Raw genomic sequence first — 24605 nt, 5'->3', positions numbered from 1 at the left:
TGCTTATGGAAACCTGACACTTTGTAGGAAGGGATTTCCAACATGCGCAAGCTTTTGCTCGCTCTCGCGTCCGCAACAATTTTGAGCGGCGCCGCCAATGCCGCCGATATCTATCCGCTCGACAGGGCCACGATTCTGGTCGGCTCGCCATTCGATTTCAAAGTGGAACTCGACAAGGTGGTGAAGCCGGAAGAGGTCAAGGTGACCGTCAACGGCAAGGATTACGAAACAGTGTTTGGCGCCAAAGCAGAATTCGTTGCGGAAGAAAAGGGGAGCGAGGACAAGGTTCTCGGCTCAGCCCTCATTCTGCGCGATCTGAAAATTGCAGAGCCGGGCGCCTATAAGGTTGAAATCTCGGCTGGCGACGAGACGAAGGCCGTCACCTGGGATGTGTACCCGACCGCGACAGAAGCGAAAGCCAAGAACATCATCTTCCTGGTGGCCGATGGTCTTTCGGTCGCGCATCGCACCGGCGCGCGCATCATGTCCAAGGGCATGGCGGGTGGCAAGGCCAATGGCCGTCTCAATATGGATGATGTTCCGCCGGTTGCCTTTATCGGCACGTCATCGACCCATTCGATTGCGACCGACAGCGCCAACACCATGTCGGCTTACATGACCGGCCACAAAGCGCGGGTGAACGCGCTTGGCGTTTATGCTGACCGCACTCCGGCGAGTCAGGATGACCCGAAGGTCGAAACAATCGGCGAAGCGCTACGCCGCCAGACGAAAAAATCCATCGGCATCGTTTCCACGTCAGAAGTCGAAGATGCAACGCCTGCCGCGCTGGTTTCCCACACGCGCAAGCGTTCCGACAAGGCAGACATTGTCGGCATGTTCTACGATGTGAGGCCCGATGTGCTTCTGGGCGGCGGTTCGGCCTATTTCCTGAGTAAGGATGTTCCGGGCTCCAAGCGCAAGGACGACAAGGATTATATCCAGCTGTTCCGTGACGCAGGTTATGCCATCGTTACCGACAAGAACGAGCTGGCCGCTTCCGGGCAGTCCAACCAGCAGAACCTGCTTGGCCTGTTTCACACCGGCAATATGGATGTGACGCTGGATCGCGACTTTCTGAAGAAGGGCACTGTCGACAAGTTCCCGAACCAGCCGGGCCTGGTCGACATGACCAAGGCGGCACTCGACAAGCTCTCCAAGAACCCGGACGGCTTCTTCCTGATGGTGGAAGGCGCTTCGATCGACAAGATGAGCCATCCGCTCGATTGGGAGCGGGCGCTGGTCGACACGATCGAGTTCGACAAGGCTGTCGGTGTGGCGCAGGAATTCGCCAAGAACAACCCGGATACGCTGATCGTCGTGACCGGCGACCACACTCATGGCGTGGCAATTATCGGTACGGTCGATGATGACAAGCCGGGCGATGAAATGCGCGCCAAGGTTGGCACCTATGATGCGGCTGGTTTCCCGAACTATGAGGACAAGGACGGAGACGGCTATCCGGATCGCGTGGACGTTTCGCGCCGCCTGTTCATGGCTGCCAATAACGGCCCGGATCATTATGAAACCTTCCGGCCGAAGCTGGATGATCCGTTCGTTCCGGCCATCAAGAACGAAAAGGGCGAGTATGTCGCCAATGAAGCCTATAAGGATGTGCCGGGCGCGGTCTTCGTGCAGGGCAACATCCCGAAAGACGAGGATACCGGCGTTCACGCGGTAGACGATATCGTCCTTCAGGCGACGGGTCCGGGTTCTGAAGGGCTGCGCGGCTATATGGAACAGAGCGATGTGTATCGCGTCCTTGCCGATGCTTTTGCTCTTGGCAAGCCGAAGTCCGAATAGGAAGGCTTATCCTGAAACAGGGCAGGCGGCTCGCGCCGCTTGTCCGCAATTGATGGAGCGTCCGATGTTCAACCGGAACCATCTTAGCCGCCGACAAGTGATGCTTGGCGCACTGGCCATGCCGCTGGCGACAGCTATCCCGCAGGCGCGGGCTGCCGAGCAACTCGGCTTCAACAATCTCTATAAGAGTTTCGGCGTGCTGGGCCTTGAGTTTTCTGATCAGGTCAAACAGTCCGCTGGAAAGCAGGTTGCCATCAGCGGCTTCATGGCGCCGCCCTTGAAGGCGGAAGCCAATTTCTTTGTGCTAACCGAGATACCAATGTCGATCTGCCCGTTCTGCTCGTCGGATTCCGACTGGCCGGACAATATCGTCGTGGTCTATCTCGCGGCGAAGCAGACTTTCGTGCAGTTCAACGCGCCGATCCTCACGCGCGGCACGCTGGAATATGGGTCGTGGACCGATCCTGAAACAGGATTTGTTAGCCAGCTACGCATGCGCGATGCTTCCTTCACAACGGTCTGACATGCCGACTGACCATGGTTCCGGCCTTTCGCTGGATATTTCCGCGCTGGAAGTGCGTTTTCCCGGCCTCCGTGAGCCAGCGCTTGCCATTGAGAATTTCCATTTGCCGCAAGGCGAGCATCTTTCAATCGCAGGCGCGTCGGGGTCTGGCAAAAGCACGCTGATCAACGCGATCACCGGGCTTGAGGCCGTCAAAACGGGGAAGGTGATGTGGGACGGCGCGGCATTCTGCAGCCTGTCGGCTTTTCAGCGTGACGCGTTCCGGGCTCGCAATATCGGGCTCGTCATGCAGGATTTTCATCTCTTTCCGGGCTTGTCGGCCATTGCCAATGTCCTGCTGCCCGCGAAACTGAGCCGGGTAGTCAAGCCGGTGCGGCGCGAACGGGCGCTGGAGCTTCTGGAAACAGTTGGCATTAAACGGCCCGACCAGCATATCGAAACGCTTTCCCGTGGCGAGATGCAGCGTGTCGCCATTGCACGTGCGCTGTTTCCCGCGCCGCGGGTCATCATTGCCGACGAGCCGACCGCCAGTCTCGATCAGAAGACCGGCGCGGAAATCGCAGAACTTCTGGTGCAGCTCGCGAGCGCCCAGGGGGCGACGCTGATTGCCGTCACGCATGATCCGCAATTGATGAAGCGCCTGCGGCGGCAGATTTTTCTGGAGGGTGGCCGCATAACGAAAGACGCTGCGGGGCAGGGCACGACATGATCGCTTTCATCCTTGCCGATCTGCGCCGGTTCTGGAGCGGAGCCATTGCGGTGATTATCCTGCTGGCGCTGTCCGTTGCCCTGAGCACGGTGGTGACATTGCAGGAGCGGGCTGTGCGTCTCGGCACGGCGCGCGCGTCGGAGAAATTCGATCTGGTCGTGGGGGCGGCTGGAAGCGACACCCAGCTGACCTTGTCATCGGTGTTCCTGCAACCATCGCCCTTGCCGCTGATGTCGGGCGCGATGCTTGGCAAGCTTACTGCTGATCCGCGTGTCGCTTTCGCTGCGCCGATTGGCTTTGGCGATAGCGCGATGGGCTTTCCCATTGTCGGGACAACGACGCAATTGATTGCAGCCCTGTCGCCCGTACTGGCGGAAGGCGCTATTTTTGCCCGGCTGGGTGAGGCGGTTATCGGGTCTGCGGTGGATTTGCCGATCGGCGGTCGGGTTAATCCGATGCACGGCACGGTGGAAACGGGCGGTCACGCCCATGCGGAATTGAGCTATCACGTCAGCGGAAAGATGGCTCCGACGGGAACCGCGTGGGATCGCGCGATCCTCGTTCCCATTCGTGCGGTGTGGCAATTGCACGGCATGGGCGGTCATGATGACGACCACGAAGATGCGGCTGTGAAGAACGCGCAAGGCTCGCTCGCGGTGATCGGGCCGAACGATACCCATATTCACGATGCCCGGATCGATGTCGATGCGCCGCTCGATGAACAGTTCGATGCCAGCAGCCCCGGCATTCCGGCGGTTCTGGTCAAGCCGAAGACGATTGCTGATGCCTATCGCCTTCGGCAGGAATATAGGTCCGATACGACATTATCGATCTTTCCGGCGGAAGTGCTGACGCGGCTCTATTCTACGCTGGGCGATGCGCGCAAACTTTTGCTCGGAATTGCCATCGGCACGCAGGTGATTGTCGTTTTCGCGCTGCTGCTGGTTGCGGTCATGCATATCGGTGCGCGCAAGCGCCAGATTGGTGCCTTGCGGGCATTTGGTGCGCCGGTCAGTGCGGTGGTGGCGATTGTCTGGGGTGAGCTGTTCTTCCTGCTGGTGCTCGGCATCGTGCTGGGCGTCGCTGTCGGCTACGCTGCCGCGCATGTCATCACAGCATGGCTGACGGCGGCAACGGCTGTGAGAATGCCTGTCGAATTTTCAGTGGATGACCTTTACGGCGCTGGTGGCTTTATTCTCGTTGCAGCCATCGTGTCTCTGGTTCCGGCACTTCTCACACTGCGCACGAGCCCGGCCTCGGCGCTGCGTTCGTGATTATCAAATAGAAAAGCCCCCACCCGGATGACCCGGATGAGGGCTTTTTCAGTCAGCGCTCGCTGATGATCTTACGAGCGGGGAGGAAGGATCGGCAGAGGCTCTGCACGACCGACGATGAATGCATAGGAGCATGCACCGACAACGGCCATGATGGCGGCCATCAGGAAGGACGGCGTATAGCTGCCGTTGAACTGATCCAGCAGGAAGCCGAACAGGAACGGGCTGATGATGCCCGCGATGTTCGAAGCAAAGTTCTGGATGCCGCCGATGGAAGCCACATGGCGCGAGCTTGGTGCAACGTCGGCTGGCAGGGACCAGATCGCGGTCGCTGCAATGGCAAGGCTGCTATAGGAAATCGCCAGGAAGAACAAAGCTGCATACAGCGATTCAACCAGCGCTGCCGGAAGAATGGCGGCACCGCCCAGCATGCCGCCCACCATGACGATCTTGCGAACCGTGGTGACATTGGCGCCGTTGCGGATGGCGCGGTCGGCCAGAAGGCCGGCGATCCAGGCAGTGACGACGGCGGCAAGGCCGGGGATCATGCCATAGAGGCCAAGTTCAGCGAGGTTCAGGCCGCGTGCGGTCTTCAGATAGGTCGGGAACCAGGTCAGGAAGAAGTAGATGACGAAGTTCAGGCAGAAGAAGCCGAGCATCATGCCCCAGACGGTGCGATAGCGGAACAGATCGGCCCAACGGATCTTCTGTGCTTCTGCGCTGTCATTATCATCGGTGCGGGCACCGTTCTGGATGATGTACTGGCGCTCCAGATCATTGGCGCGCGGATGTTCAGAAGGATCGCGATAGGTGACGTACCAGAAGAACGCCCACACGATACCGACAGCACCCAGAATGACGAAGGAATAATGCCAGGTCGCAAAAGCGATGATCGAGGTCACGATCGGCAGGGCGAGAACCGTGCCGACGCGCGAACCGGAATCGATCACAGCGGTTGCGAAAGCGCGTTCGCTTCTCGGGAACCAGCGCGAAGCCGCCTTGGTCGCTGCCGGATAGGCAGGGGCTTCACCCGCGCCGAGGAAGAAACGGACGGTGAAGAAGGTCCAGAAGCTGTTGGCAAGCGGCGTGACGGCGGTGAAGACCGACCACCAGACGGCGGCGAGCGAAAAGCTCTTGCGCGCGCCCAGCTTGTCGGTGATCCAGCCTGCAAACAGCATCATGCCGTCATAGGCCCAGAAGAAGGCACCAAGGATGAGGCCCTTCTGCGTGTTGGTCAGGTTGAGGCCCAATTCGGAATCGATGAAGGGCAGCGCCACGCTCATATTGGCGCGATCGAGATAGTTGATCGCGATGCCGATAAAGCACATGAAAAGTATGAAATACCGGAAGCGGCTGGCGCCGAATGGCGCCTTGTTTGATGTGTTCATTCCCAATATCCTCCCGGGATACGTCTTCGCAGTTCGAATGATGGTCAGAGCGTTTGCAGTGCTGTAACCGCCCTGACGGTTTGGTTTTGCGCTTATGACCGGCTGGGTCAGGCGGGCAAGGTCACGCCGTATTTTTCAGCCATTTCACCGAATGACTGCCATGTCACCGGATCGATGGTTACACCGCTTTTTTCGCGCTCTTCGGCAACGCGCCATTCGCGGTCGCCGGGAGCCATGACGGTGCAGCCTTCGCGGGCTGGTGAATTGCGCAATGTTTCGAGATAACGGGTCATGCCCGCATCGAAGACATCGCGTTCGATAAAGGCTTCCGGCTTGATCGCCAGAACGAAAGCCCCCATGCCGCGCGGCGTGGAGAAATCGGGGCCGCCCATAGGGGCAATATCGAAGCTGAGTTTCATGCCGGTCAGAACGGCACTGAGAATTTCCGCAAAACCGGCCAATGCTGCGCCCTTGAAGCCGAATTCGCCGCCAAGGGGCGCCAGCATTTCAACCGCTTCCGCATCGCGCGTATCCACACCGTTGAGATCGGAGGCGGTGCCCTGCGGCAGCTCAACACCGAGGCTGCGATAGAGCAGCACGCGGTTATAGGGGATCGAGCTTGTGGCCATATCCAGAAGCCACGGATTTTCGTCGGTGGTGGGTACGCCGACCGAAATCGGGTTGGTGCCGTGGAACCGCATTGCACCATCATGAAGGCGCACGAAACTGTCGGAATTGCAGACGGCGATACCAATGCGGCCCTGTCGCGCCGCTTCCAGCGCATAGGCTCCGGCGGCAGCGAAATGCGAGCTGTTGCGAATGGCAACAGCGCCGATGCCAAACTGATCGGAGAGTGCGATGGCGCGATCCATGGCGGTATAAGCTGCCAGCGCGCCATGGGCATCGTCGGCGTCGAGCGTTTCAATGGCGCCGAAACTGCGCACTGCCTTGAGATTGGGCGTCTTGTTGACGCGACCGCCCACGAGAGCGGTCACATAATGCGCGAGCAGGCGGACGCCGTGGCTATCCACGCCGTAGCGCGTGCCGTGCATCATCGCGCGCGTCGCCGCGTCAGCGGTTGCATCATTGGCACCGCATGCGGAAAAAACCTCGCGGCAGAACCGTTCAAGTGAGGCGAGCGAGAACGCCGCCTGGTCAACTGCCTGTTGCACTATGAAACTCCTCCGGCCATAATGTATTGTGCATGCACTATACGAATTTTTTGGGAGACGCAATCCGAGATATATTAGGGAGGAAAACCGGCATTTATGGGCGCGTCCACGGGACGTTCAGGGGGATAAACATCAGTCCGCAAATCATATTGGACTCAATGGGTTGCATGTGGGCTCATCGATCCCGACATAGGAGGCACCATGCCTGTGGGTATCGGGATAAACCGGACAAAATAACAAGAAGCCGGACGCATTCAGGGGAGGAAAAATGACATGATGCGTAACATCGCACCTAAACTTTACCAGCGCGCGCGTGACAGTCTCGCGGCGGATATCGCCAATGGCGCCATTCCAACGACCAAGCGACTGACGGAAAGCTGGGTCGCGGAATTGTTCGGCATCAGCCGGGTTCCGGCGCGGCAGGCGCTGGCGGAACTGGAACAGCGCGGCCTCATTCGCAAGGCGGAGGGGCGCGGTTATGCCATTGCCGAAGAAGCGGCGAACAGATCGCGCCAGTCTGGCAGTTCGAACGGCGACCCGCTTGTCAGGAAAAGCGCCGACAGCCGCATGCAGTTCATGCCCAGCTGGCAGCTCATCTATACCGAAATCGAAAGCGAGATTTTCGCCCGCACATCGCTGGCCGACTGGCGCGTCAACGCGCTGGCCTTGGCCAAGCATTATGGCGTCAGCCGTACTGTGGCGCAGGACGTCATGGCCCGGTTACAGCAGCGCGGCGTCATCCAGAAGGACGAGCGCGGGCGCTGGTTCGCACCGGCGCTCACCGACAAGCACATCCACGATCTGTTCGAACTGCGATGGGTGCTGGAGCCGCTGGCGCTCGAAAAGGCGCTGCCGCGTCTGCCCGAGGGATTTCTGGCGCGGGTTCGCCGCAATCTGGACGAAGCGGTCACCGCTCCGCTGGTCGCGGGCGAAACGCTGGACCGGCTGGAACAGGAACTGCATGTCGAGCTTCTCGGCCATTGCGACAGCGCGTCCTTGCTCGAGGCGGTCCGGCTGCCACAGACGCTGCTCGTCGCGCATCATTTCCTGTATCAGTGGACATCGGGGCTTTTTGCGTCCGAGCCGTTTCTGCCGGAACATCTTGAAATCGTGACGTGTCTACAGTCCGACAATCTGGCGGGGGCACAGCGCGCGCTGGTGCATCATCTGCAAATCTCGCACGAACGCGCCATGCTGCGCATCAATACGCTGGCCAGCACGATCCGGCCGCGTGAACTGCCCTATCTGGAACGGCAATCTTAGAGCCTGTTCCAAAAGTCGTCCTGTGTGGCTGCAAATGGCAATTTGAGATTTGCTTTCGCATAATCTGAACCGAAAAATCTGCAACTTTTCGGGATTATGCGAGGCTTCCGGTGCTCACGTACCTTTAAGTACGCTCCGCTCCGGTCCTCGAAAATCACCATTTTCGCACACACATGCTGCTTTTTGATTCAGGCTCTTAAGCTTTGGAGCGGTTCCAACCGAAACATCGGAACCGCTCTCTTATTCATTGCTTGCTGGAAGCTTTAGCCCTGAACAAGCGCCAATGCGCGCACGGGCGATCCCGTACCAGCGACGAATTTCAAAGGCGCGGCTATCAGGATCGCACCCTTTGCCGGCAGCTGGTCGAGATTGCTGAGGCTTGCAAGGCCATAGCGATTGGCTTCATGCAGCAGGTGATGCGCCGGGAAGGGCGGGGTCATGCCGCCTGCCGAACCGGCATCGGTGCCGATGGTTTCCTGACCCCAGCCGATGATCCCCTTGGAGAGCAGATAGCGGATCGCTTCCGCAGTCGGGCCGGGCGAATGCGGGCCATTCTCGTCGGCATTCAGGAATGTCTCGGTGGAGCCGTTGCGCTTGTACCAGTCGGTGCGCAGGATTACCCACGATCCCGCTTCAATCTCGCCATGCTCGGCTTCCCATTCCTGGATGCTTTCCACCGTCAGGAGATAATCCGGGTTGGCCGTTGCTTCCGCAGAGCGGTCGATCACATTGACCGGCGCGACGAAGTTCTGCGGCGGGATGGTGTCGGTCGTGTTGTTCGCGTGGTCCTTGCCCGTGACCCAATGGCAGGGAGCATCAAAATGCGTTCCCGTATGTTCGCCAAGTTCGATCCAGTTCCACGCCCAGAACGGACCGTCCTGATTGTATTTGCTGATCTCGTGGATCTTCACATTCGGAGTGTTTTTGCCGAATTGCGGCGGCAGATAAAGCACTGGCGTATCGGGCCCGAGCGGCGCGGTAATATCCACGACCTTGATCGATTGCGATACCAATGCGGATGCAAGTCCGGTGAGAACGGATGTCTCTTTCATAGTTTCCCTCGTCTTTGCCGCTCTCGACCCAGTGTGGGTGGAGCTGCGGATTTGTGCAATGGCTTCTTTGAGCCTTGAGGAGAAGGCTATGCAATATCATATGACTTTGCAAGTATTTAAGCGGTTCTCATGCGCCGATAAACATCACAAATTGCCGTGAAATCTTTTTTTAAGCGGGCTTTCCTTGCGGCGCCGGAATGGGGCGCCACAACAAGAAATATATGCATTTAGAAATAATTTGGCAGTGAGGTCGTTTTCTGCCCGGAGAAAAGGACGTTTCGCGGTCTTTCGCAGAGCTTTTGGACAATTTATTTAAGGCTTGAAATATTTTCCGGCAAACGCGATTCTTAGAGCACGGATTTTGGCTCGATTCCTGAGCCTGACCAGCGTGCTTTGAATAAAGGAAATGGGCGTGTCGGTGGATTTCGAGATCATAGTCAGCGACGATCATGAAAGCGAAAAGCCGGAACTGCGTCTCTGGCTGCGCATGCTGTCCACCACCAAGCTGGTCTCGCAGGAAATCCGGCGGCGTCTGCGCAATGAATTCGGCGCGACACTGCCGCAATTCGATTTGCTGGCGCAGCTCTATCGCGAGCCGGAAGGCTTGCGGCTGGGGGAACTGTCACGCCGCACGATGGTAACCAATGGCAATGTCACCGGTCTGGTGGAACGGCTGGAAACCGAAGGTCTGGTGAAACGTGAGACGCCGGGCGCCGATCGTCGCGTCACGGTGGCCCGTCTGACGGATCAGGGCATTTCGGTGTTCAGCCAGATGGCCAAAGCCCATGAAGGCTGGTTGCGGGAAATGATGGCCGATGTCGATCACGATATCATCCAGACCCTGCTGGCCGATCTCGATCCGCTGAAGAAGTCGGTGCGAAACCATCTTTCCGGAGCGGAAGACGAATAAGCCGTCTCCCGCCTGCCGGTTTTTATTTTGCCTGATCACTTGTTGCAAACATGGGTCCGCCCTTGATCGACGGGAAGCCATAGCCGTTGACCAGAACCAGATCGATATCGTCGGAATGGCGCGCAATGCCTTCTTCAAGCAGGGCTTGCCCTTCATGCGCCATGGCGGCGAGCAGACGCTGCATGATCGCCTCATCGCTGAAATTGCGAGGAATAATGGCGTTGCGCGCACGGTAATCATCGATCAATGCGTGGACGTCCGGATCGTTTGTGCGAACACCATCCGCATAGCGATACCAGCCGAGGCCAGCCTTGCGGCCAAAACGCCCGGCTTCGCATAATTTGTCGGCAACGTCGAAATAGGGAAGCTTCGGATCACGGCTTGCCGCCGCTCTCTTGCGCCGCGCCCAGGCGATTTCCAGCCCGGCCATGTCGTAAACCGCGAAAAGCCCCATCGGAAAACCGTAGGCTTCCATGGCGCGATCGATATCTTCGGGATAGGCGCCTTCGGCCAGCATTTTCTCGGCTTCCGTGCGATAGGCCGAAAACATCCGGTTGCCGATGAAGCCTTCGCAGACACCGGTGACGATGGGCAGCTTCTTGATCTTGCGGGCAAAAGCGATGCCGGTTGCAAGCGTCTCATCGGACGTTTCCGCGCAGCGCACCACTTCCAGAAGCCGCATGATATTGGCTGGCGAGAAGAAATGGAGCCCCAGCACCCGGTCGGTGCGGTTGGTGACGGCGGCCAGCTCATCCGGATTGAGATAGCTCGTATTGGTCGCCAGAATGGTTGCCGCAGGCAGCAACGCGTCAAGCTCGCGGAACAGCGAGGCCTTGACGGTGAAATCATCGAAGACGGCTTCGATGACGAGATCGGCATCGGCCAGTGCGGACATGTCGGCGCTGACGGACAGCTTCGCGCGTTGGGCGTCAGCGGCCTCAGCGGAAAGCCTGCCGGTATCGACAGCCTTCTGAATCATATCGCTGATCCGCGCATGGCCCTTGGCGGCGGCTTCTGCAGTCGTTTCATAGCCGATGACCTTGTAACCAGCAGCAAGACAGGTGACGGCGATGCCCGATCCCATCAGGCCGGTTCCGGCGATGCCGATACTGGAAAGAACACGAGGCTTTGCCTCCATGCCGTCCACTTTTCCAGCGGCGCGTTCGGCAAAGAACAGATGCCGCAAGGCGGCAGCCTCTTCGCTGTCGCGCAGGCGGATGAAGGTTGCGCGTTCTTCGGCCAGACCTTCGGCAATAGAGGCCGTTGTGGAAAGCTGCACCAGCCGCGCGGCTTCGCCGGGAGCCGTAGCGCCGCGTGCCTTTTTCAGGATTTTGGCCTTGGCTTGTTCAAAGGCTGTAGCATCCGGCGCGGTAACCGACAGATCGCCGGTCCGACGCAACGGCTTGCCGATCAGCGCATTGGCGAGCGCGATGGCGTCGGCCACAAGGTCGCCGACCGATATCTGGTCAATGAGGCCCAATTGCTGCGCTTCGTCCGGGGCGATCTGGCGTCCGGTGGCGATCATGTCGAGCGCTGCCAGCGGTCCGATCAATCGGGGCAGGCGCTGCGTGCCGCCAGCGCCGGGCACGATCCCGAGCTTGACCTCCGGCAGGGCAAAGGATGCGCTGGTCGATGCGATCCGCGCGTGAGCGGCAAGTGCAACCTCCAGTCCGCCGCCCAAAGCGGGACCGTTGATTGCGGCCACCACGGGCTTGTCAGCGCTTTCGATGAGCGTGATGACATCCGGCAATGTCGGTTCGACCGGCGGCTTGCCGAATTCGCGAATATCCGCCCCGCCGATGAAGATCTTGCCAGCGCCGCTCAGCACGGTAGCGCGGATCGCCGCGTCTTCTGACGCATGGCGAATGGCTGCGGCAAAACCTTTGCGCACCTCGGCGGAGGTGGCATTGACCGGCGGGTTATCGACCGTGACGACAAGAATGCCATCGACAACCGTGCCTGTCACAGCGGCGGAGAATTCGCTTCTATCGGTCATGGCGGTCTCAGTCCGGTATAACGGCAAAAGCCTGTATTTCGATCTTGGCCCGGTCTTCGACCAGCGCGACAACCTGCACCGCCGCCATGGCGGGGAAGTGCTTGCCGATCACATCACGATAGGCGCGACCGATGCCTTTCAGATTGGCGGTATATTCAGCCTTGTCGGTGAAATACCAGGTCATGGAGGCGATATGCTCCGGCCTGCCGCCAGCTTCCGCCAGAATGGCGACAATGTTTTTCAATGTCTGCTCGGTCTGCTCGACGAAATCGTCGGTCTCGAACTGTTGCTGTTCGTTCCAGCCGATCTGGCCGCCGATATAGACGGTGCGCCCACGCGCTTCAACGCCATTGGCATATCCGATGGGGCGGGCCCAGCCTTGCGGCTGCAGTGTCTTATGCATGTTGTGTCTCCAGAAAATACGTGCGGGGGCAGGCGTTAATTCGCCTTCAGCAGTTCGCGCGCGATAATGAGTTTCTGCACTTCCGTTGCGCCCTCATAGATGCGAAGTGCGCGTATCTCGCGATAAAGCCGCTCGACGATTTCGCCGCTTTTCACACCGCGACCGCCAAACATCTGCACGGCCTTGTCGATGGTTTGCTGGGCGTTTTCCGTCGCAACCATCTTGGCCATGGCGGCTTCCTTGGTGGTGTTCAGCTTCTGAACGTCGCGCCGCCATGCTGCGCGATAGGTCAAAAGTGCTGCGGCGTCGATATCGGTCGCCATGTCGCCAAGCGTGGCCTGCGTCAGCTGCAAGTCGGCCAAAGCGCCGCCGAACATCGGACGCGACCGCGCATGGGACAGCGCCTCGCTGGCTGCACGACGCGCAAAGCCAAGCGCTGCTGCCGCAACCGATGCGCGGAAAATATCAAGCGTGCGCATGGCGATCTTGAAGCCTTCGCCCGGCGCGCCGAGGCGGCGCGAGGCCGGGATACGGCAGTTGTCGAAGCGGATCGTCGCCAGCGGATGCGGCGCAATCACATCGATGCGCTCCGCGATGGAAAAGCCGGGATCGGTGGCGAACACGACAAAGGCCGAAATGCCCCGCGTGCCGGGCGCTTCGCCGGTGCGGGCAAAGACGGTGTAGACATCGGCGATGCCCCCATTGGAAATCCAGGTCTTTTCACCGTCGAGCACATAGTCATCGCCGTCGGCTTTAGCGGCGCAGCTCATCGCCGCCACATCGGACCCTGCCAGTTTTTCCGACAGGGCAAAGGCCGAAATCCATTCGCCGCTTGCCACTTTCGGTAGCACGGCCTGCTTGAGCTCGTCCGATGCGGTGAGGCTGATCGCGCCGGTGCCAAGGCCCTGCATGGCAAAGGCGAAATCGGCAAGACCATCGTGATAGGCCAGTGTCTCGCGGGCAATACAAAGTTTGCGGGAATCGATCCCTTCGCCGCCCGTCAGGCTGACGGCTGCTTCCAGCAGCCCGGCTTTGCCCAGCGCTTTCACCAAAGCGCGGCAGGCATTGTCCGTGTCGCTGTGATCGACATCGGCCAACGCCGGGCTTTGAGCAAAGGCATCCAGTTTTGCGGCCCAATCGGCATGAGCTTTGTCAAAAAACGGCCAGTCGAGATGCTCCCGCGTCAGCGGCAGTGCTGCGGAACTTTCCATCATCAGTTCCCCTCGAAAACGGGCTTCTGCTTGGCTGCGAAAGCCTCGAAGGCACGGCGGAAATCCTGCGTCGCCATGCAGATCGCCTGCGCCTGCGCTTCCGATTCCACCAGTTCTTCAATGCCCATGGCCCATTCCTGATTGAGCATGGTTTTGGTCATGCCATGCGCGAACCATGGACCGTCGGCAATATTGCGCGCCAGCGCTTCGGCCTTGCCCAGAAGATCGCCCTGCGGGTGCAGCGCGTTGAAAAAGCCCCAGCGTTCGCCTTCGTCTGCGCTCATGAAGCGCCCGGTATAAAGCAGTTCCGATGCGCGGCCCTGACCGATCAGTCGCGGGAGAATGCCGCATGCGCCCATATCGGCGCCAGCAAGGCCGACGCGGGTGAAGAGGAAAGCCGTCTTTGCTTCCGGCGTGGCGATGCGCAAATCCGAGGCCATGGCCAGAATGGCACCAGCGCCAGCGCAAATGCCATCAACGGCGGCAATGATCTGCTGCGGACATTTGCGCATGGCCTTGACGACATCGCCGGTCATGCGCGTGAAAGCCAGAAGATCGGGCATTGTCATATGGGTCAGCGGTTCGATGATCTCGAACACATCGCCGCCCGACGAAAAGTTTCCGCCAGCGCCGGTCAGCACGATGGTGCGCACATCGGAGGCATAGACGAGATTGCGAAACAGATCGCGCAGCTCGGCATAGCTTTCAAATGTCAGCGGGTTTTTCCGGTCCGGGCGGTTCAGGGTCAGCGTGGCAACGCGACCGTCTTCGCTTGTTTGCCATAGAAAATGCGTGGCCTGATAGTCCTTGAAAGGCTTCAGATTGCTCGCCATCGAAGTCGTGCCGTCGGTCATCCTGCCATTACCTCCCCACCGGCGATTGCAATCGCCTGTCCAGTTATCGATTGCGCGCCGGGCGATGTGAGCCACAGCACGGTTTCAGCCACCTCTTCTGGCTGTATCAGGCGTCCCTGCGGGTTCGCCTTGACGAATTCTGCCAGAACATCTTCCTCCGACCGTCCGGTCTTGGCGACAATGGCCGCAATCGAGCGTGAGATGATCGGCGTATCGGTAAAACCGGGGCAAACGGCGTTGACCGTCACGCCCTTGCGGGCGAGTTCCAGCGCCAGCGCGCGGGTCAGACCCACGACCCCGTGCTTTGCGGCGCAATAGGCCGAGACATAAGCATAGCCGCTCAGGCCCGCCGTGGAGGCGATATTGATGATGCGCCCGCCTTTGCCGCCCGCCTTGATGTCATCGAGGGTCGCCTGCGTCACATTGAAAACGCCTGTCAGATCGACATCGAGAACGCGGCTCCACATGTCGAGACTGGTTTTCTCAAACGGCGCGCTCGGTGCTTCTCCGGCATTGTTGATAAGAATGCTGACAGGCCCGAATGCGGCGCGCGCGCTGTCCAGCCCGGTTGCGATGGCTTCGCGGTTGGTCACATCGAACCCATCGGCAATAAAGCACCGTTGCCAGTCCAGAAGGGCGGCGGATGCTTCCAGCGGTTCGCGGCGGCGACCCGCCAGGGTCACATTTGCCCCGGCGCGCGCAAGACCGACCGCGATAGCGGCGCCGATGCCGCTACCGGCGCCGGTGACCAGCGCATGCTTGCCGGAAAGGGCAAGGCCAACAGCGGCATCGTTCATCGCAATCTCCCGTTACTTCGCACCTTGCGGCGCAGCTGCGGCGCGGGCGAGATTGGCTTCATACTGATATTTGGCGGAGCGATATTGCTTCGGCCATGCGATCGAGTTGATGCCGATTTTTGCCGCTTCATGCAATGCCCAGGACGGGTCGGCAAGATGCGGTCGGGCCACGGCGCAGAGATCGGCGCGGCCAGCCGCGATGATCGAATTGGCATGATCGGCTTCCGAAATCGCACCGACGGCAATGGTCGGAATGTGGATTTCGTTGCGGATCTTGTCGGAGAACGGGGTCTGGAACAGACGGCCATAAACCGGCTTTTCTTCCTTCCAGACCTGTCCTGACGAACAGTCGATCAGATCGGCGCCAGCAGCCTTGAACATGTCGGCAAAGATCGCAGCATCTTCCGGCGTGTTGCCGCCTTCAAACCAGTCGTGACAGGAAAGACGAACCGAGATCGGTTTGTCCTGCGGCCAGACTTCGCGGATTGCGTGGAAGACTTCCAGCGGATAGCGCGCGCGGTTTTCGTAACTTCCGCCATATTCATCCTCGCGCCGGTTGGTGAGCGGCGAGAGGAAGCTCGACAGAAGATAGCCGTGTGCACAATGCAGCTCCAGCCAATCGACGCCCGCTTCTGCGGCGCGTTTGGTGGCGGCGACAAAATCCGCTTTGACCCGGTCCATGTCGGCGCGGTCCATCGCCTTCGGCGTCTGGCTGTGCTTGAGATAGGGCAGGGCGGAAGCAGACAGAAGCGGCCATGAACCCTCTTCCAGCGGCTGATCGATCCCTTCCCAGGCAAGCTTGGTTGCGCCTTTACGTCCGGCATGGCCGATCTGCATGCCAACCTTGGCATTGCTGTTGCCATGGATGAAATCGACAACGCGCTTCCAGCCTTCGGCCTGCGCATCGTTCCAGATGCCGAGACAGCCCGGCGTAATCCGCGCATCGGGCGACACGCAGGTCATTTCGGCAAAGACCAGTCCCGCGCCGCCCATGGCGCGGCTGCCGAGATGCACCATATGGAAATCGTCGATCAGGCCATCGGTCGCGGAATACATGGCCATCGGCGACACGACGATGCGGTTTGGCAATGTCACGCCGCGCAGCTTGTAGGGCGTGAACATCGGCGGCAGGCAACGCTCGTCTTCCGTCACGTTCAGCCCCTGCTTGCGGGCGAACCAGCGCTCATAGCCTTCCAGCCAGTTCTTGTCGCGCAGGCGCAGATTTTCGTGGCTGATGCGTTGCGAGCGCGTCAGCATGGAATACATGAACTGTTCCGGCTCCAGCGTGTCGGCATAACGTTGGCCGACGACCTCGAACCATTCCATGGCGTTGCGCGCGGCGTTTTGAATGCGTGCAACATCGACCCGGCGGATTTCCTCATAGGCATGCAGGACTTCAGGAATGCCTTCCTTGCCGTGACCGAGTTTCTGGAACTGGTTGGCCAGTTCAATCGCGTCGTCGATGGCAAGTTTGGTGCCCGAGCCGATGGCGAAATGCGCGGTATGGGCCGCATCACCCATCAGCACCACATGGGAATTGCCGTTGAAGTGGCTCCACTTTCCGCAAATCAGGCGGTTGAAGTTCAGCCAGGCCGAGCCGCGCATATGGCGCGCATTGGTCATCAGCGGTACGCCTTCCAGCGTTTCCGCAAAAAGCTTTTCGCAGAAATCGATGGATGCGGTCTGGTCCATCTGGTCCAGTCCATGCGCCAGATAGGCTTCCTCGGTAGTTTCGATGATGAAGGTCGAGGTCTTGTCGTCGAACTTGTAGATATGCGCCTGGAACCAGCCGTGATCGGTCTTGCGGAAATCGAAGGTAAAGGCGTCGAACAGCTTTTCCGTACCGAGCCAGATATAGCGATTGGGCCGAACGATCAGATCGGGTTCGAACACGTCCTCATAGCGATTGCGAATGCGGGAGTTCAGGCCGTCCGAAGCGATGATGAGATCGGCGTCCGGGAAATCGAGATCGCTTTCCACGTCGGTTTCAAACTGAAGCTTCACGCCCAGCGCTTCGCAGCGCAGCTGAAGAATGTTGAGCAGGCGCTTGCGCCCGATGCCGACGAAGCCGTGGCCACTGGTGCGCTGGCGCGTGCCCTTGAACAGAACCTCGATATCGTCCCAGTGATTGAAGGCGTCCTGTATTTCAGCCGCACTTTCCGGGTCCCAGACCTTCATGGATTCCATGGTCGCGTCGGAAAACACCACGCCCCAGCCGAACGTGTCGTAAGGGCGGTTCCGCTCCACGACCGTAATGTCATGTTCCGGATGAAGTTTTTTCATCAGAAGGCCGAAATAAAGGCCGGCCGGACCTCCTCCAATACACACGATACGCATGTTGAGTTCCCTTTCCGATATGCTGCCGACCGATATTTGCCGAACGGAGCCGGTTAATTATTTTAAGCTTAAAATATAATTAGGGGTTCTGGCGCGTCAAGCGAAAAAATCATAGTCTTTCCCACATCGCGTTTGGGAGGCGAGAAAATGCGCCCAAACAGAAATATGCAAATGCAATAATTATAATCGTTCTGAAAAGCGCTATTGACACAGTTTAGAATTGGAAAATATGCTGATGCAAATGAATTGATATTCCGGCGAACGGAAAAGGGGAATTGTCATGGCGGAGCGCTCATTCGCCCGTGAGGTCGAGGATCTGAAGCTCGGCGAAGGCGATATTTTCAGTGGCGAGGGCATTCTCGCCATCACCAAGGCGCTGTTGCAGTCAGGCGTGTCCTATGTCGGCGGCTATCAGGGCTCGCCGATTTCGCACTTGATGGACGTTCTCGCCGATGCGAAGGACGTGATGGAAGATCTCGGCGTTCATTTCGAGATCGTCCGCATCGGAAGCTGCGGCTGCGGCCATGCTTTCCGCTTCCGTGATGTATCCGGTGCGCGGCGCAGTAACGTGGAAATCGACGGCTGGCACCAATGTCGCCTCCGACGCCCTGTCCAACCTTGCCTCTGGCGGGGTGACTGGTGGCGCGCTGGTCATCATCGGCGAGGATTACGGCGAAGGCTCCTCCATCATGCAGGAGCGCAGCCACGCCTATGCGATGAAATCGCAAATGTGGCTTTTGACGCCGCGGCCCAATCTGCCTTCGATCGTGGAAGCCGTTGAAAAAGGCTTCGAACTGTCGGAAGCCTCCAACACGCCGGTCATGTTGCAGGTGGGCATTCGCAGCTGCCATGTGCATGGTCAGTTTGTGGCGAAGGATAACAAGCGGCCCGCCCACACGCTGGCCGAAGCGCTGGAAAATCCAAGGCGCGATGTGAACCGCATCGTCCTGCCGCCTGCATCTTTCCTGCACGAGAAGGAAAAGCTCGAAAAGCGCTGGCCCGCAGCCGTCGAGTTTGTCAAAGCCAATCGTCTCAATGAATATTTCGGCCCGAAAGAGGGCGATGTTGGCATCATCCTGCAAGGTGGGCTTTACAACAGCGCCATGCGGGCCCTGCAGCAAATGGGGCTGGCCGATGTTTACGGCGAAAGCCGCGTTCCGCTCTATGTGATGAATGTCGCCTATCCGATGATAGACGATGAAGTCATCGACTTCGTCGCCGGCAAGAAAGCCGTGGTGATGCTGGAGGAGGGCGCGCCTGAATATATAGAGCAGGCGCTGCATACGCTGCTGCGCCGCCGTGATATCCAGACGAAACTGACCGGCAAGGATGTGCTGCCGCTGGGCGGCGAATACACAACGCCCGTGCTTTTGAAGGGTCTGACGGCATTCTTCGATGCGCATGCGCCCCAATTGCTCGGCAACCGTCCGCCGCTGCCCGATCCATCGCCGGTTCTGGCCGATGAGCGCGTCAAGGCGCTGGCAGAAGTGGTGCCGCCGCGCCCCGCCGGTTTCTGCACCGGTTGCCCGGAGCGCCCGATCTTCGCCGCCATGAAGCTGGTGGAAAAGGAGCTGGGCGAGCATCACGTGTCTGCCGATATCGGCTGCCACCTCTTTTCCATTCTGCCGCCGTTCAATCTCGGTGGCACGACCATGGGTTATGGCCTTGGCCCGGCCTCGGCTTCCGCTTTCAATGTGCCTGCGGGCAAACGCTCCATTTCGGTGATGGGCGATGGCGGTTTCTGGCACAACGGTCTCGCCACTTCAGTCGGCAATGCCGTTTTCAACAAGCAGGATGGCGTCATCCTTGTGGTCGACAATTACTATTCGTCGGCGACGGGCGGTCAGGATGTGATGTCCTCCAGAGCGATCAATCCGCGCCGCAAGACCAACAATTCCATCGTCGATGCAGTCAAGGGAATTGGTGCGGGCTGGGTTCGCCAGATCGACCGCACCTATGACGTTGCCAAGATGCGCGACACGCTGAAGGAAGCGCTGACGACGGAAGAAAAAGGCCCAAAGATCATCGTGGCGTCGTCGGAATGCATGCTCAACAAGCAGCGCCGCGTGAAGCCGCAATTCGCCAAGGCCGTCAAGGACGGCAAGCGGATGGTCAAGCAGCGTTTCGGCGTCGATGAAGATGTCTGCACCGGCGATCACGCCTGTATCCGCCTGTCGGGTTGCCCGTCGCTTTCGGTGAAGCATACCGACGATCCGCTGAAGGACGATCCGGTCGCGGCCATCGACAATTCCTGCGTCGGTTGCGGCAACTGCGGTGAAGTTTCGGAAGCGGCGGTTCTGTGCCCGTCCTTCTATCGCGCCGATGTCATTCACAATCCGACGGGTTGGGACAAGTTCATGCATCGCCTGCGCTCCGGTGTCATTGGCTGGCTGCAAAAGCGCCGCCGCGCGTCGCGCATCGTCTTTGCGGATTGAGGAACAGGTCATGGCCACACTGAATGCATCGCCGTCCGCTCTTCTGTCGCAGGACAAACCACTGTCAATTGCCATTCTCGCCATGGGCGGGCAGGGCGGTGGCGTTCTGGCCGACTGGGTTGTCGCGCTTGCGGAAGCCAATGGCTGGGTCGCGCAGACAACTTCCGTGCCCGGCGTGGCGCAAAGAACCGGTGCGACGATCTATTATCTCGAACTGTTGCGGGCCCGCGAAGGGGCGCATCCGATCCTGTCGCTGATGCCGACGCCGGGCGACGTCGATATCGTCATTGCGGCTGAACTGATGGAAGCGGGGCGCTCGGTTCTGCGCGGTCTCGTGACGCCAGACAAGACCTTGCTCATCACCTCCACCCATCGCTCCTTTGCGGTGGGCGAAAAGGAAAAGCCGGGCGATGGCATCGGCAATCCGGTGGTCGTCGAGGACGCAACAGCCTTTGCCGCGCGCAAGACCATCGCCTTTGACATGGAAGCGCTGGCAACGAAAAGCGGCAGCGTGGTGTCTTCAGCTCTGTTCGGCGCGCTTGCGGCTTCCGGCGCTTTGCCCTTCGACAAAGCCGCTTTTGAAACGACGATCAAGTCTGGCGGCAAAGGCATTGAGGCCAGTCTCAGAGCTTTTGAAGCTGCCTATCAGCGCGCGCTTGGCGGCGCGAATGACAAGCTGGCGGCAACGCCCGCAAAGCGGCTCGACCCTCTGCCCGAACGGTCCGATCATCCAGCGCTGGATAGGCTTATCCAGCGCATTCGCAGCGAGTTTCCGGGTGAATGCCATCCGATGTTTTTCGCAGGCATCAAGAAACTTACCGAGTTTCAGGACCCGGCCTATGCGGATGAATATTTGACCCGCTGCGCTGCCTTGCTCAAGGCCGATCGCGATAATGGCGGTGCGGCGCATGGTTTTGCCTTCACCGAACAGGCGGCAAAATATGTCGCTGTCGCCATGGCTTATGACGATGTGGTCCGGGTGGCGGATATCAAGGTGCGCGGCTCGCGGTTCGAGCGGGTGCGCAAGGAAATCGGCCTCAAGAAGGACCAGATCGCCTATACGACCGAATATATGCACCCGCGCATGGAAGAAGTGTGCGGCACCTTGCCGAAAGGCATCGGCGCATGGATTGAAAATCGCCCCAAACTCTTCGCGTGGCTCGACAAGCGTGTCAGCAAGGGTCGCCGGGTAAACACGGGAACGCTGTTCTGGTTCACCGGGCTTTATGTCGTTTCGGGCCTGCGTCGTTTCCGGCGCGGCAGCCTGCGCCATCAGCGTGAGGTCGAACATCGTGAAGCCTGGCTGGCACAGGCGCTGGCTGTCTTGCCCAAGAACTATGATCTCGCGGTCGAGGTTCTTGGTTGCCGTCGTCTGGTCAAGGGCTACTCCGATACGCATTCGCGTGGCCTGTCGAAATTTGACCGTGTCCTATCCGCCTTGCCTGTTCTGACTGAGCGGGACGACGGCGCGGCCTGGCTCCGGCGTCTGCGGCAAGCCGCCCTGCTGGACGAACAGGGCATCGCGCTCGATGGCGCGCTGAAGACAATCGCGACGCTCTGACAAAGAGCGCGCCCCGCCAATTCAAAATAAAAGGGGAAAGCTATGTCTCAAGCCCAGAGCATAGACGCGCCGGCTGTTGCCGGAAAGGAAATATCGGCAGGCAAAAGCCTGCTCGTCGTCGGCCTGTGCTGGCTCGCGATTTTCGCGGAAGGCTATGATGTCGGTGTCATCGGGGCCATTCTGCCCGCCTTGTCGGTCGATCCGGTCTGGCAACTGACGCCGATAGAGCTTGGTGCCATCGGCAGTTACACGGTGATCGGCATGCTGATCGGCGGCATTCTTGCTGGCACGTTGAGCGAGCTTCATGGACGCAAACCGCTGTTCATCGCCTGCATCACCCTGTTTTCGCTGTGCATGATCGTCAGCGCCATGGCGCCGTCCCCGTTCATCTTCGGATTGAGCCGGTTCATTTCGGGCATCGGTCTTGGCGGGATTATTCCGGTCGCAGCCGCGCTGACAGTGGAATATTCCCCGATCAAGAAGAAGAGCTTCAACTACGGTCTCATGTATTCGGGCTATTCAATGGGATTGCTTGCCGCAGCCTTGTGCGGTCGCGGTTTTCTTGAAGCGCATGGCTGGCGCACCATCGTGCTGATCGGCGCCATCCCGCTGCTGTTTGTCCCGATCTTCCTCGCATTCCTGCCGGAAAGCGTGGAATCGCTGGTCCAGCGCGGCAAGCATGATGCGGCGCGCAAGACGGCGGCACGCATGGGCGTTGGCGTTCCGGCGGCGATTGTCCGCAAGCATGGCAAGGTTGGCTGGCGCACGGTGTTCGGTGAAATCTTCTCCCCGAAAAAGGCGTTCGAAACCGCCTGCTTTTGGATCGCGCTCTTCATGGGTCTGCTGCTGGTTTATGGCCTCGCACAATGGCTGCCGCAGATCATGCGCAAGAACGGTTACGACCTCGGCAACAGCCTGCTGTTCCTCGCGGTCTTCAGTCTCAGCTCGGCAATCGGCGGTATTGTGCTTGGCACTTGGGCGGATCGCTTCGGTGTGCGCCGCACGGTCGCCTGTTCCTATGCGCTGGGTGCGCTCGGCATTGTGGCGCTTGCCTTCAAGGGTTCGCTCCTGATGAATTATGTGTTTGTGGCCATTGCCGGTTTCGGCACCGTGTCGGCATCGCTGGTTCTGACAGGCTTTCTGGCCCAGCGGCTCGATTCCTCGATTCGCTCCGCCGGAACTGGCTGGGCGCTGAGCTTCTCGCGCATTGGTGCGCTGTCGGGCCCGCTTCTGGGCGGCTTGATCGCAAGCCTCAATGTCGGCCCGCAGTGGAACTTCTATATCTTTGCTATCGTTGCCGCTTTGGCAGCTGTGGCAACCGCGCTGATCCCGTCACGCTCGACGGATTGATGGTCTGACAATTCCGGCTCGCTTTCTTGAAGCGGGCCGGTTTAAAGTTCGTTTTTACGGATATTGCGCAGCATTTTCTGCAAGGTGCCGACAAAGGCGCGATGCTCGTCTTCATCGATGCCTTCAAACAATTGCAACAGCAGATCATACATGACCGGCCATGCTTCGTTGAAGATGTTGCGGCCTTCTTCGGTCATCGAAATATCGCGGATGCGCATGTCTTCTGCGCGTGCCTGACGGCGGATGTACCCCTGCTCTTCAAGCGAATCGAGCGTGCGGCTCATCGTTGATTGTTCGGTCACGGTAAAGACCGCAAGCTCGTTGATCGTCGCCGAAGGGGTGACACTCAAGACGGCAAGCGTGCGCAATTTGACCGTCGTGATCTGGCGGCCTTTCAGCGCTTCCGCAAGGTTTGCATTATAGCGCGCCATCAGGCGGTTCATCAGGTAGGGCGCAAAACTGTTCAGGCCGATCTCGCCCAGCGAACGCGCGGGGTTCTCCTCCTGATGCTCGGAAGCCAGAACCGTACCTGAGAAGCGTTCCTCCATGAATTCCCTCGTCATCGATCATGGTTGCAACAGTCATGCGCCGGATGCATTTTGGCATCAGGCGCAACAAGGCGCTCTCATCGGTGTTAATATCGGTTGCGGAAAGATGCCAGTGAAAAGCGAGCCTGAAACGACAATCGCATCGACCTTCCCGCCCAGATCTCTGAAAACACCGCCGGTTTGACCGTCGGATCGCAGGTTGGTGTTAGGGGCAGAGAAATTGGACGGCGCGGCTTTCGGGATCGCAAAGCGTATCGATCACATTGCAATGATGCGTGCTGTCGATTTCCCAGGCGCTGGTCTCGATCCCCAATCCGTACCAGATGTTTGCCAGCAGCGTATTTTGCCGCCTGAATTCCATCAGCTCGTCGCCGCCGACACAGCAATGCACGGCGATGTCCGTGCGCGGGCGCTGGAGAGCTGCGCTTTCCGCGACAGCTTCTGCGGCATCCATATGGAAAATATCGTTCATTGCGGTCTTGAGCAGCGGGCGCAGATCATGCAGCCCGCTGATTGAAAGAACACGCCTGATCCGTTCTGCCGTTGCGGCGGCAATGGGCGCGTTTTCGCAGGCCATGCGGCTGACCAGATGCCCCCCGGCTGAATGGCCGGTCAAGGCAATGTCGCCGTCCACTTCCTGCGCCAGATGGTCGAGGAAGCGACCGATTTCCAGCGTGATGCCGGAAATCCGTGTTTCGGGGCAGAGCGTATAGCTTGGCATGGCCACGCGATAACCGCGCGCAAGCGCGCCTTGCGCCAGATGCGACCAGAAACTTTTATCCAACCCCTTCCAATAGCCGCCATGGACATACACAACGGTGCCCTTGGCCGAGCCGTCCGGCAGGAAAAGATCGTAGTGGTTGCGTGCGCCGTCGCCATAGGCAATGTCGGGTATCAAACGGCCCTGATCGCGCATTTTTTCGCGAAAGCTGGAGGCCAGTTCCGTCCAGCGCGGCGGATAGCTGGCGGAATCGCTGATAGCTTTCATATTGTCATAGGCGGTATCGAAGTCGTGAAGCACT

At 59.3% G+C, this 24605-nt stretch carries 19 protein-coding genes and 1 pseudogene; 9 read left to right on the top strand and 11 right to left on the bottom strand.

The window, feature by feature from the left end:
• Nucleotides 1-42 precede the first annotated feature (42 nt).
• The 4 genes from QLQ11_RS16940 to QLQ11_RS16925 all read left to right on the top strand — a co-directional run bounded on the left by QLQ11_RS16940 (nt 43) and on the right by QLQ11_RS16925 (nt 4306).
• Nucleotides 43-1800 carry an alkaline phosphatase gene (locus QLQ11_RS16940; RefSeq protein ID WP_109366825.1) on the top strand — a complete coding sequence of 586 codons (1758 nt, stop codon included), beginning with the start codon at nt 43-45 and terminating at the stop codon, nt 1798-1800.
• A gap of 64 nt (nt 1801-1864) precedes the next feature.
• Nucleotides 1865-2323, top strand: coding sequence for a hypothetical protein (locus tag QLQ11_RS16935; protein WP_121538412.1), 459 nt, complete (start codon nt 1865-1867; stop codon nt 2321-2323).
• A gap of 1 nt (nt 2324) precedes the next feature.
• Nucleotides 2325-3032 (top strand): ABC transporter ATP-binding protein, encoded by a 708-nt coding sequence (locus QLQ11_RS16930; protein ID WP_109366827.1) that lies wholly within the window; start codon nt 2325-2327, stop codon nt 3030-3032.
• A complete protein-coding gene (locus QLQ11_RS16925; protein ID WP_109366828.1) occupies nt 3029-4306 on the top strand; it encodes an ABC transporter permease in 1278 nt (425 codons plus the stop codon). Before QLQ11_RS16930 ends, QLQ11_RS16925 begins: the two co-directional genes overlap by 4 nt.
• A 71-nt stretch (nt 4307-4377) precedes the next feature.
• Here the strand turns inward: QLQ11_RS16925 and QLQ11_RS16920 are convergent, their stop codons facing one another.
• The gene (locus tag QLQ11_RS16920; RefSeq protein ID WP_109366829.1) at nt 4378-5694 is read right to left on the bottom strand and encodes an MFS transporter; all 1317 of its coding nucleotides are present in this window, start codon (nt 5692-5694) and stop codon (nt 4378-4380) included.
• Nucleotides 5695-5801: 107 nt separating this feature from the next.
• A complete protein-coding gene (locus QLQ11_RS16915) occupies nt 5802-6866 on the bottom strand; it encodes an Ldh family oxidoreductase (protein ID WP_109366830.1) in 1065 nt (354 codons plus the stop codon).
• 273 nt (nt 6867-7139) lie between these two features.
• On the opposite strand from QLQ11_RS16915, the gene QLQ11_RS16910 reads away from it, so the two are divergent.
• Nucleotides 7140-8129 (top strand): GntR family transcriptional regulator, encoded by a 990-nt coding sequence (locus tag QLQ11_RS16910; protein ID WP_109366831.1) that lies wholly within the window; start codon nt 7140-7142, stop codon nt 8127-8129.
• Nucleotides 8130-8392: 263 nt separating this feature from the next.
• Here QLQ11_RS16910 and QLQ11_RS16905 read toward each other — a convergent pair whose 3' ends face one another.
• Nucleotides 8393-9181 (bottom strand): cyclase family protein, encoded by a 789-nt coding sequence (locus QLQ11_RS16905; RefSeq protein ID WP_121538418.1) that lies wholly within the window; start codon nt 9179-9181, stop codon nt 8393-8395.
• A gap of 406 nt (nt 9182-9587) precedes the next feature.
• Here QLQ11_RS16905 and QLQ11_RS16900 point away from each other — a divergent pair, with 406 nt between their 5' ends.
• Entirely contained in the window at nt 9588-10091 is a 504-nt protein-coding gene (locus tag QLQ11_RS16900) for a MarR family winged helix-turn-helix transcriptional regulator (protein ID WP_371830821.1), read from the top strand.
• Nucleotides 10092-10113: 22 nt separating this feature from the next.
• On the opposite strand, the gene QLQ11_RS16895 is transcribed toward QLQ11_RS16900, so the two are convergent.
• From QLQ11_RS16895 to QLQ11_RS16870, 6 genes are read right to left on the bottom strand one after another with little or no spacing between them, the layout of a single operon-like run.
• A complete protein-coding gene (locus tag QLQ11_RS16895; RefSeq protein WP_109366833.1) occupies nt 10114-12087 on the bottom strand; it encodes a 3-hydroxyacyl-CoA dehydrogenase NAD-binding domain-containing protein in 1974 nt (657 codons plus the stop codon).
• A gap of 7 nt (nt 12088-12094) precedes the next feature.
• Complete coding sequence (locus tag QLQ11_RS16890; protein WP_010659199.1) at nt 12095-12490, bottom strand: RidA family protein; 396 nt, start codon at nt 12488-12490, stop codon at nt 12095-12097.
• Between the two features lie 35 nt (nt 12491-12525).
• Entirely contained in the window at nt 12526-13701 is a 1176-nt protein-coding gene (locus tag QLQ11_RS16885) for an acyl-CoA dehydrogenase family protein (protein WP_109366834.1), read from the bottom strand.
• Between the two features lie 2 nt (nt 13702-13703).
• The gene (locus QLQ11_RS16880; RefSeq protein WP_109366835.1) at nt 13704-14555 is read right to left on the bottom strand and encodes an enoyl-CoA hydratase family protein; all 852 of its coding nucleotides are present in this window, start codon (nt 14553-14555) and stop codon (nt 13704-13706) included.
• Complete coding sequence (locus QLQ11_RS16875; RefSeq protein ID WP_109366836.1) at nt 14552-15352, bottom strand: SDR family NAD(P)-dependent oxidoreductase; 801 nt, start codon at nt 15350-15352, stop codon at nt 14552-14554. The genes QLQ11_RS16880 and QLQ11_RS16875 overlap by 4 nt, the downstream gene beginning before the upstream one ends.
• Nucleotides 15353-15364: 12 nt before the next feature.
• Nucleotides 15365-17689 (bottom strand): bifunctional salicylyl-CoA 5-hydroxylase/oxidoreductase, encoded by a 2325-nt coding sequence (locus QLQ11_RS16870; protein WP_109366837.1) that lies wholly within the window; start codon nt 17687-17689, stop codon nt 15365-15367.
• A 280-nt stretch (nt 17690-17969) separates the two neighbouring features.
• Between QLQ11_RS16870 and QLQ11_RS16865 the strand changes: the two are divergent.
• The 3 genes and pseudogenes from QLQ11_RS16865 to QLQ11_RS16855 all read left to right on the top strand — a co-directional run bounded on the left by QLQ11_RS16865 (nt 17970) and on the right by QLQ11_RS16855 (nt 23035).
• Nucleotides 17970-20124 (top strand): annotated as a pseudogene (locus QLQ11_RS16865) (thiamine pyrophosphate-dependent enzyme).
• A gap of 10 nt (nt 20125-20134) precedes the next feature.
• Nucleotides 20135-21685 carry an indolepyruvate oxidoreductase subunit beta family protein gene (locus tag QLQ11_RS16860; RefSeq protein ID WP_109366839.1) on the top strand — a complete coding sequence of 517 codons (1551 nt, stop codon included), beginning with the start codon at nt 20135-20137 and terminating at the stop codon, nt 21683-21685.
• A 42-nt stretch (nt 21686-21727) separates the two neighbouring features.
• Nucleotides 21728-23035 carry an MFS transporter gene (locus QLQ11_RS16855; RefSeq protein ID WP_109366840.1) on the top strand — a complete coding sequence of 436 codons (1308 nt, stop codon included), beginning with the start codon at nt 21728-21730 and terminating at the stop codon, nt 23033-23035.
• Between the two features lie 41 nt (nt 23036-23076).
• On the opposite strand, the gene QLQ11_RS16850 is transcribed toward QLQ11_RS16855, so the two are convergent.
• Both QLQ11_RS16850 and QLQ11_RS16845 read right to left on the bottom strand, forming a co-directional pair.
• Complete coding sequence (locus QLQ11_RS16850; protein WP_010659191.1) at nt 23077-23583, bottom strand: MarR family winged helix-turn-helix transcriptional regulator; 507 nt, start codon at nt 23581-23583, stop codon at nt 23077-23079.
• Nucleotides 23584-23788: 205 nt separating this feature from the next.
• Nucleotides 23789-24604: an alpha/beta hydrolase gene (locus QLQ11_RS16845; RefSeq protein ID WP_109366842.1), complete on the bottom strand. Its 816-nt coding sequence runs from the start codon at nt 24602-24604 to the stop codon at nt 23789-23791.
• Between the last annotated feature and the right edge of the window lies 1 nt (nt 24605).

The sequence above is a fragment of the Ochrobactrum sp. SSR genome, from assembly GCF_030067775.1.
Lineage (GTDB): Bacteria > Pseudomonadota > Alphaproteobacteria > Rhizobiales > Rhizobiaceae > Brucella > Brucella teleogrylli.
The sequence above is the reverse complement of the archived record's forward strand: the minus strand, read 5'-3'. Positions and strand labels throughout refer to the sequence as shown.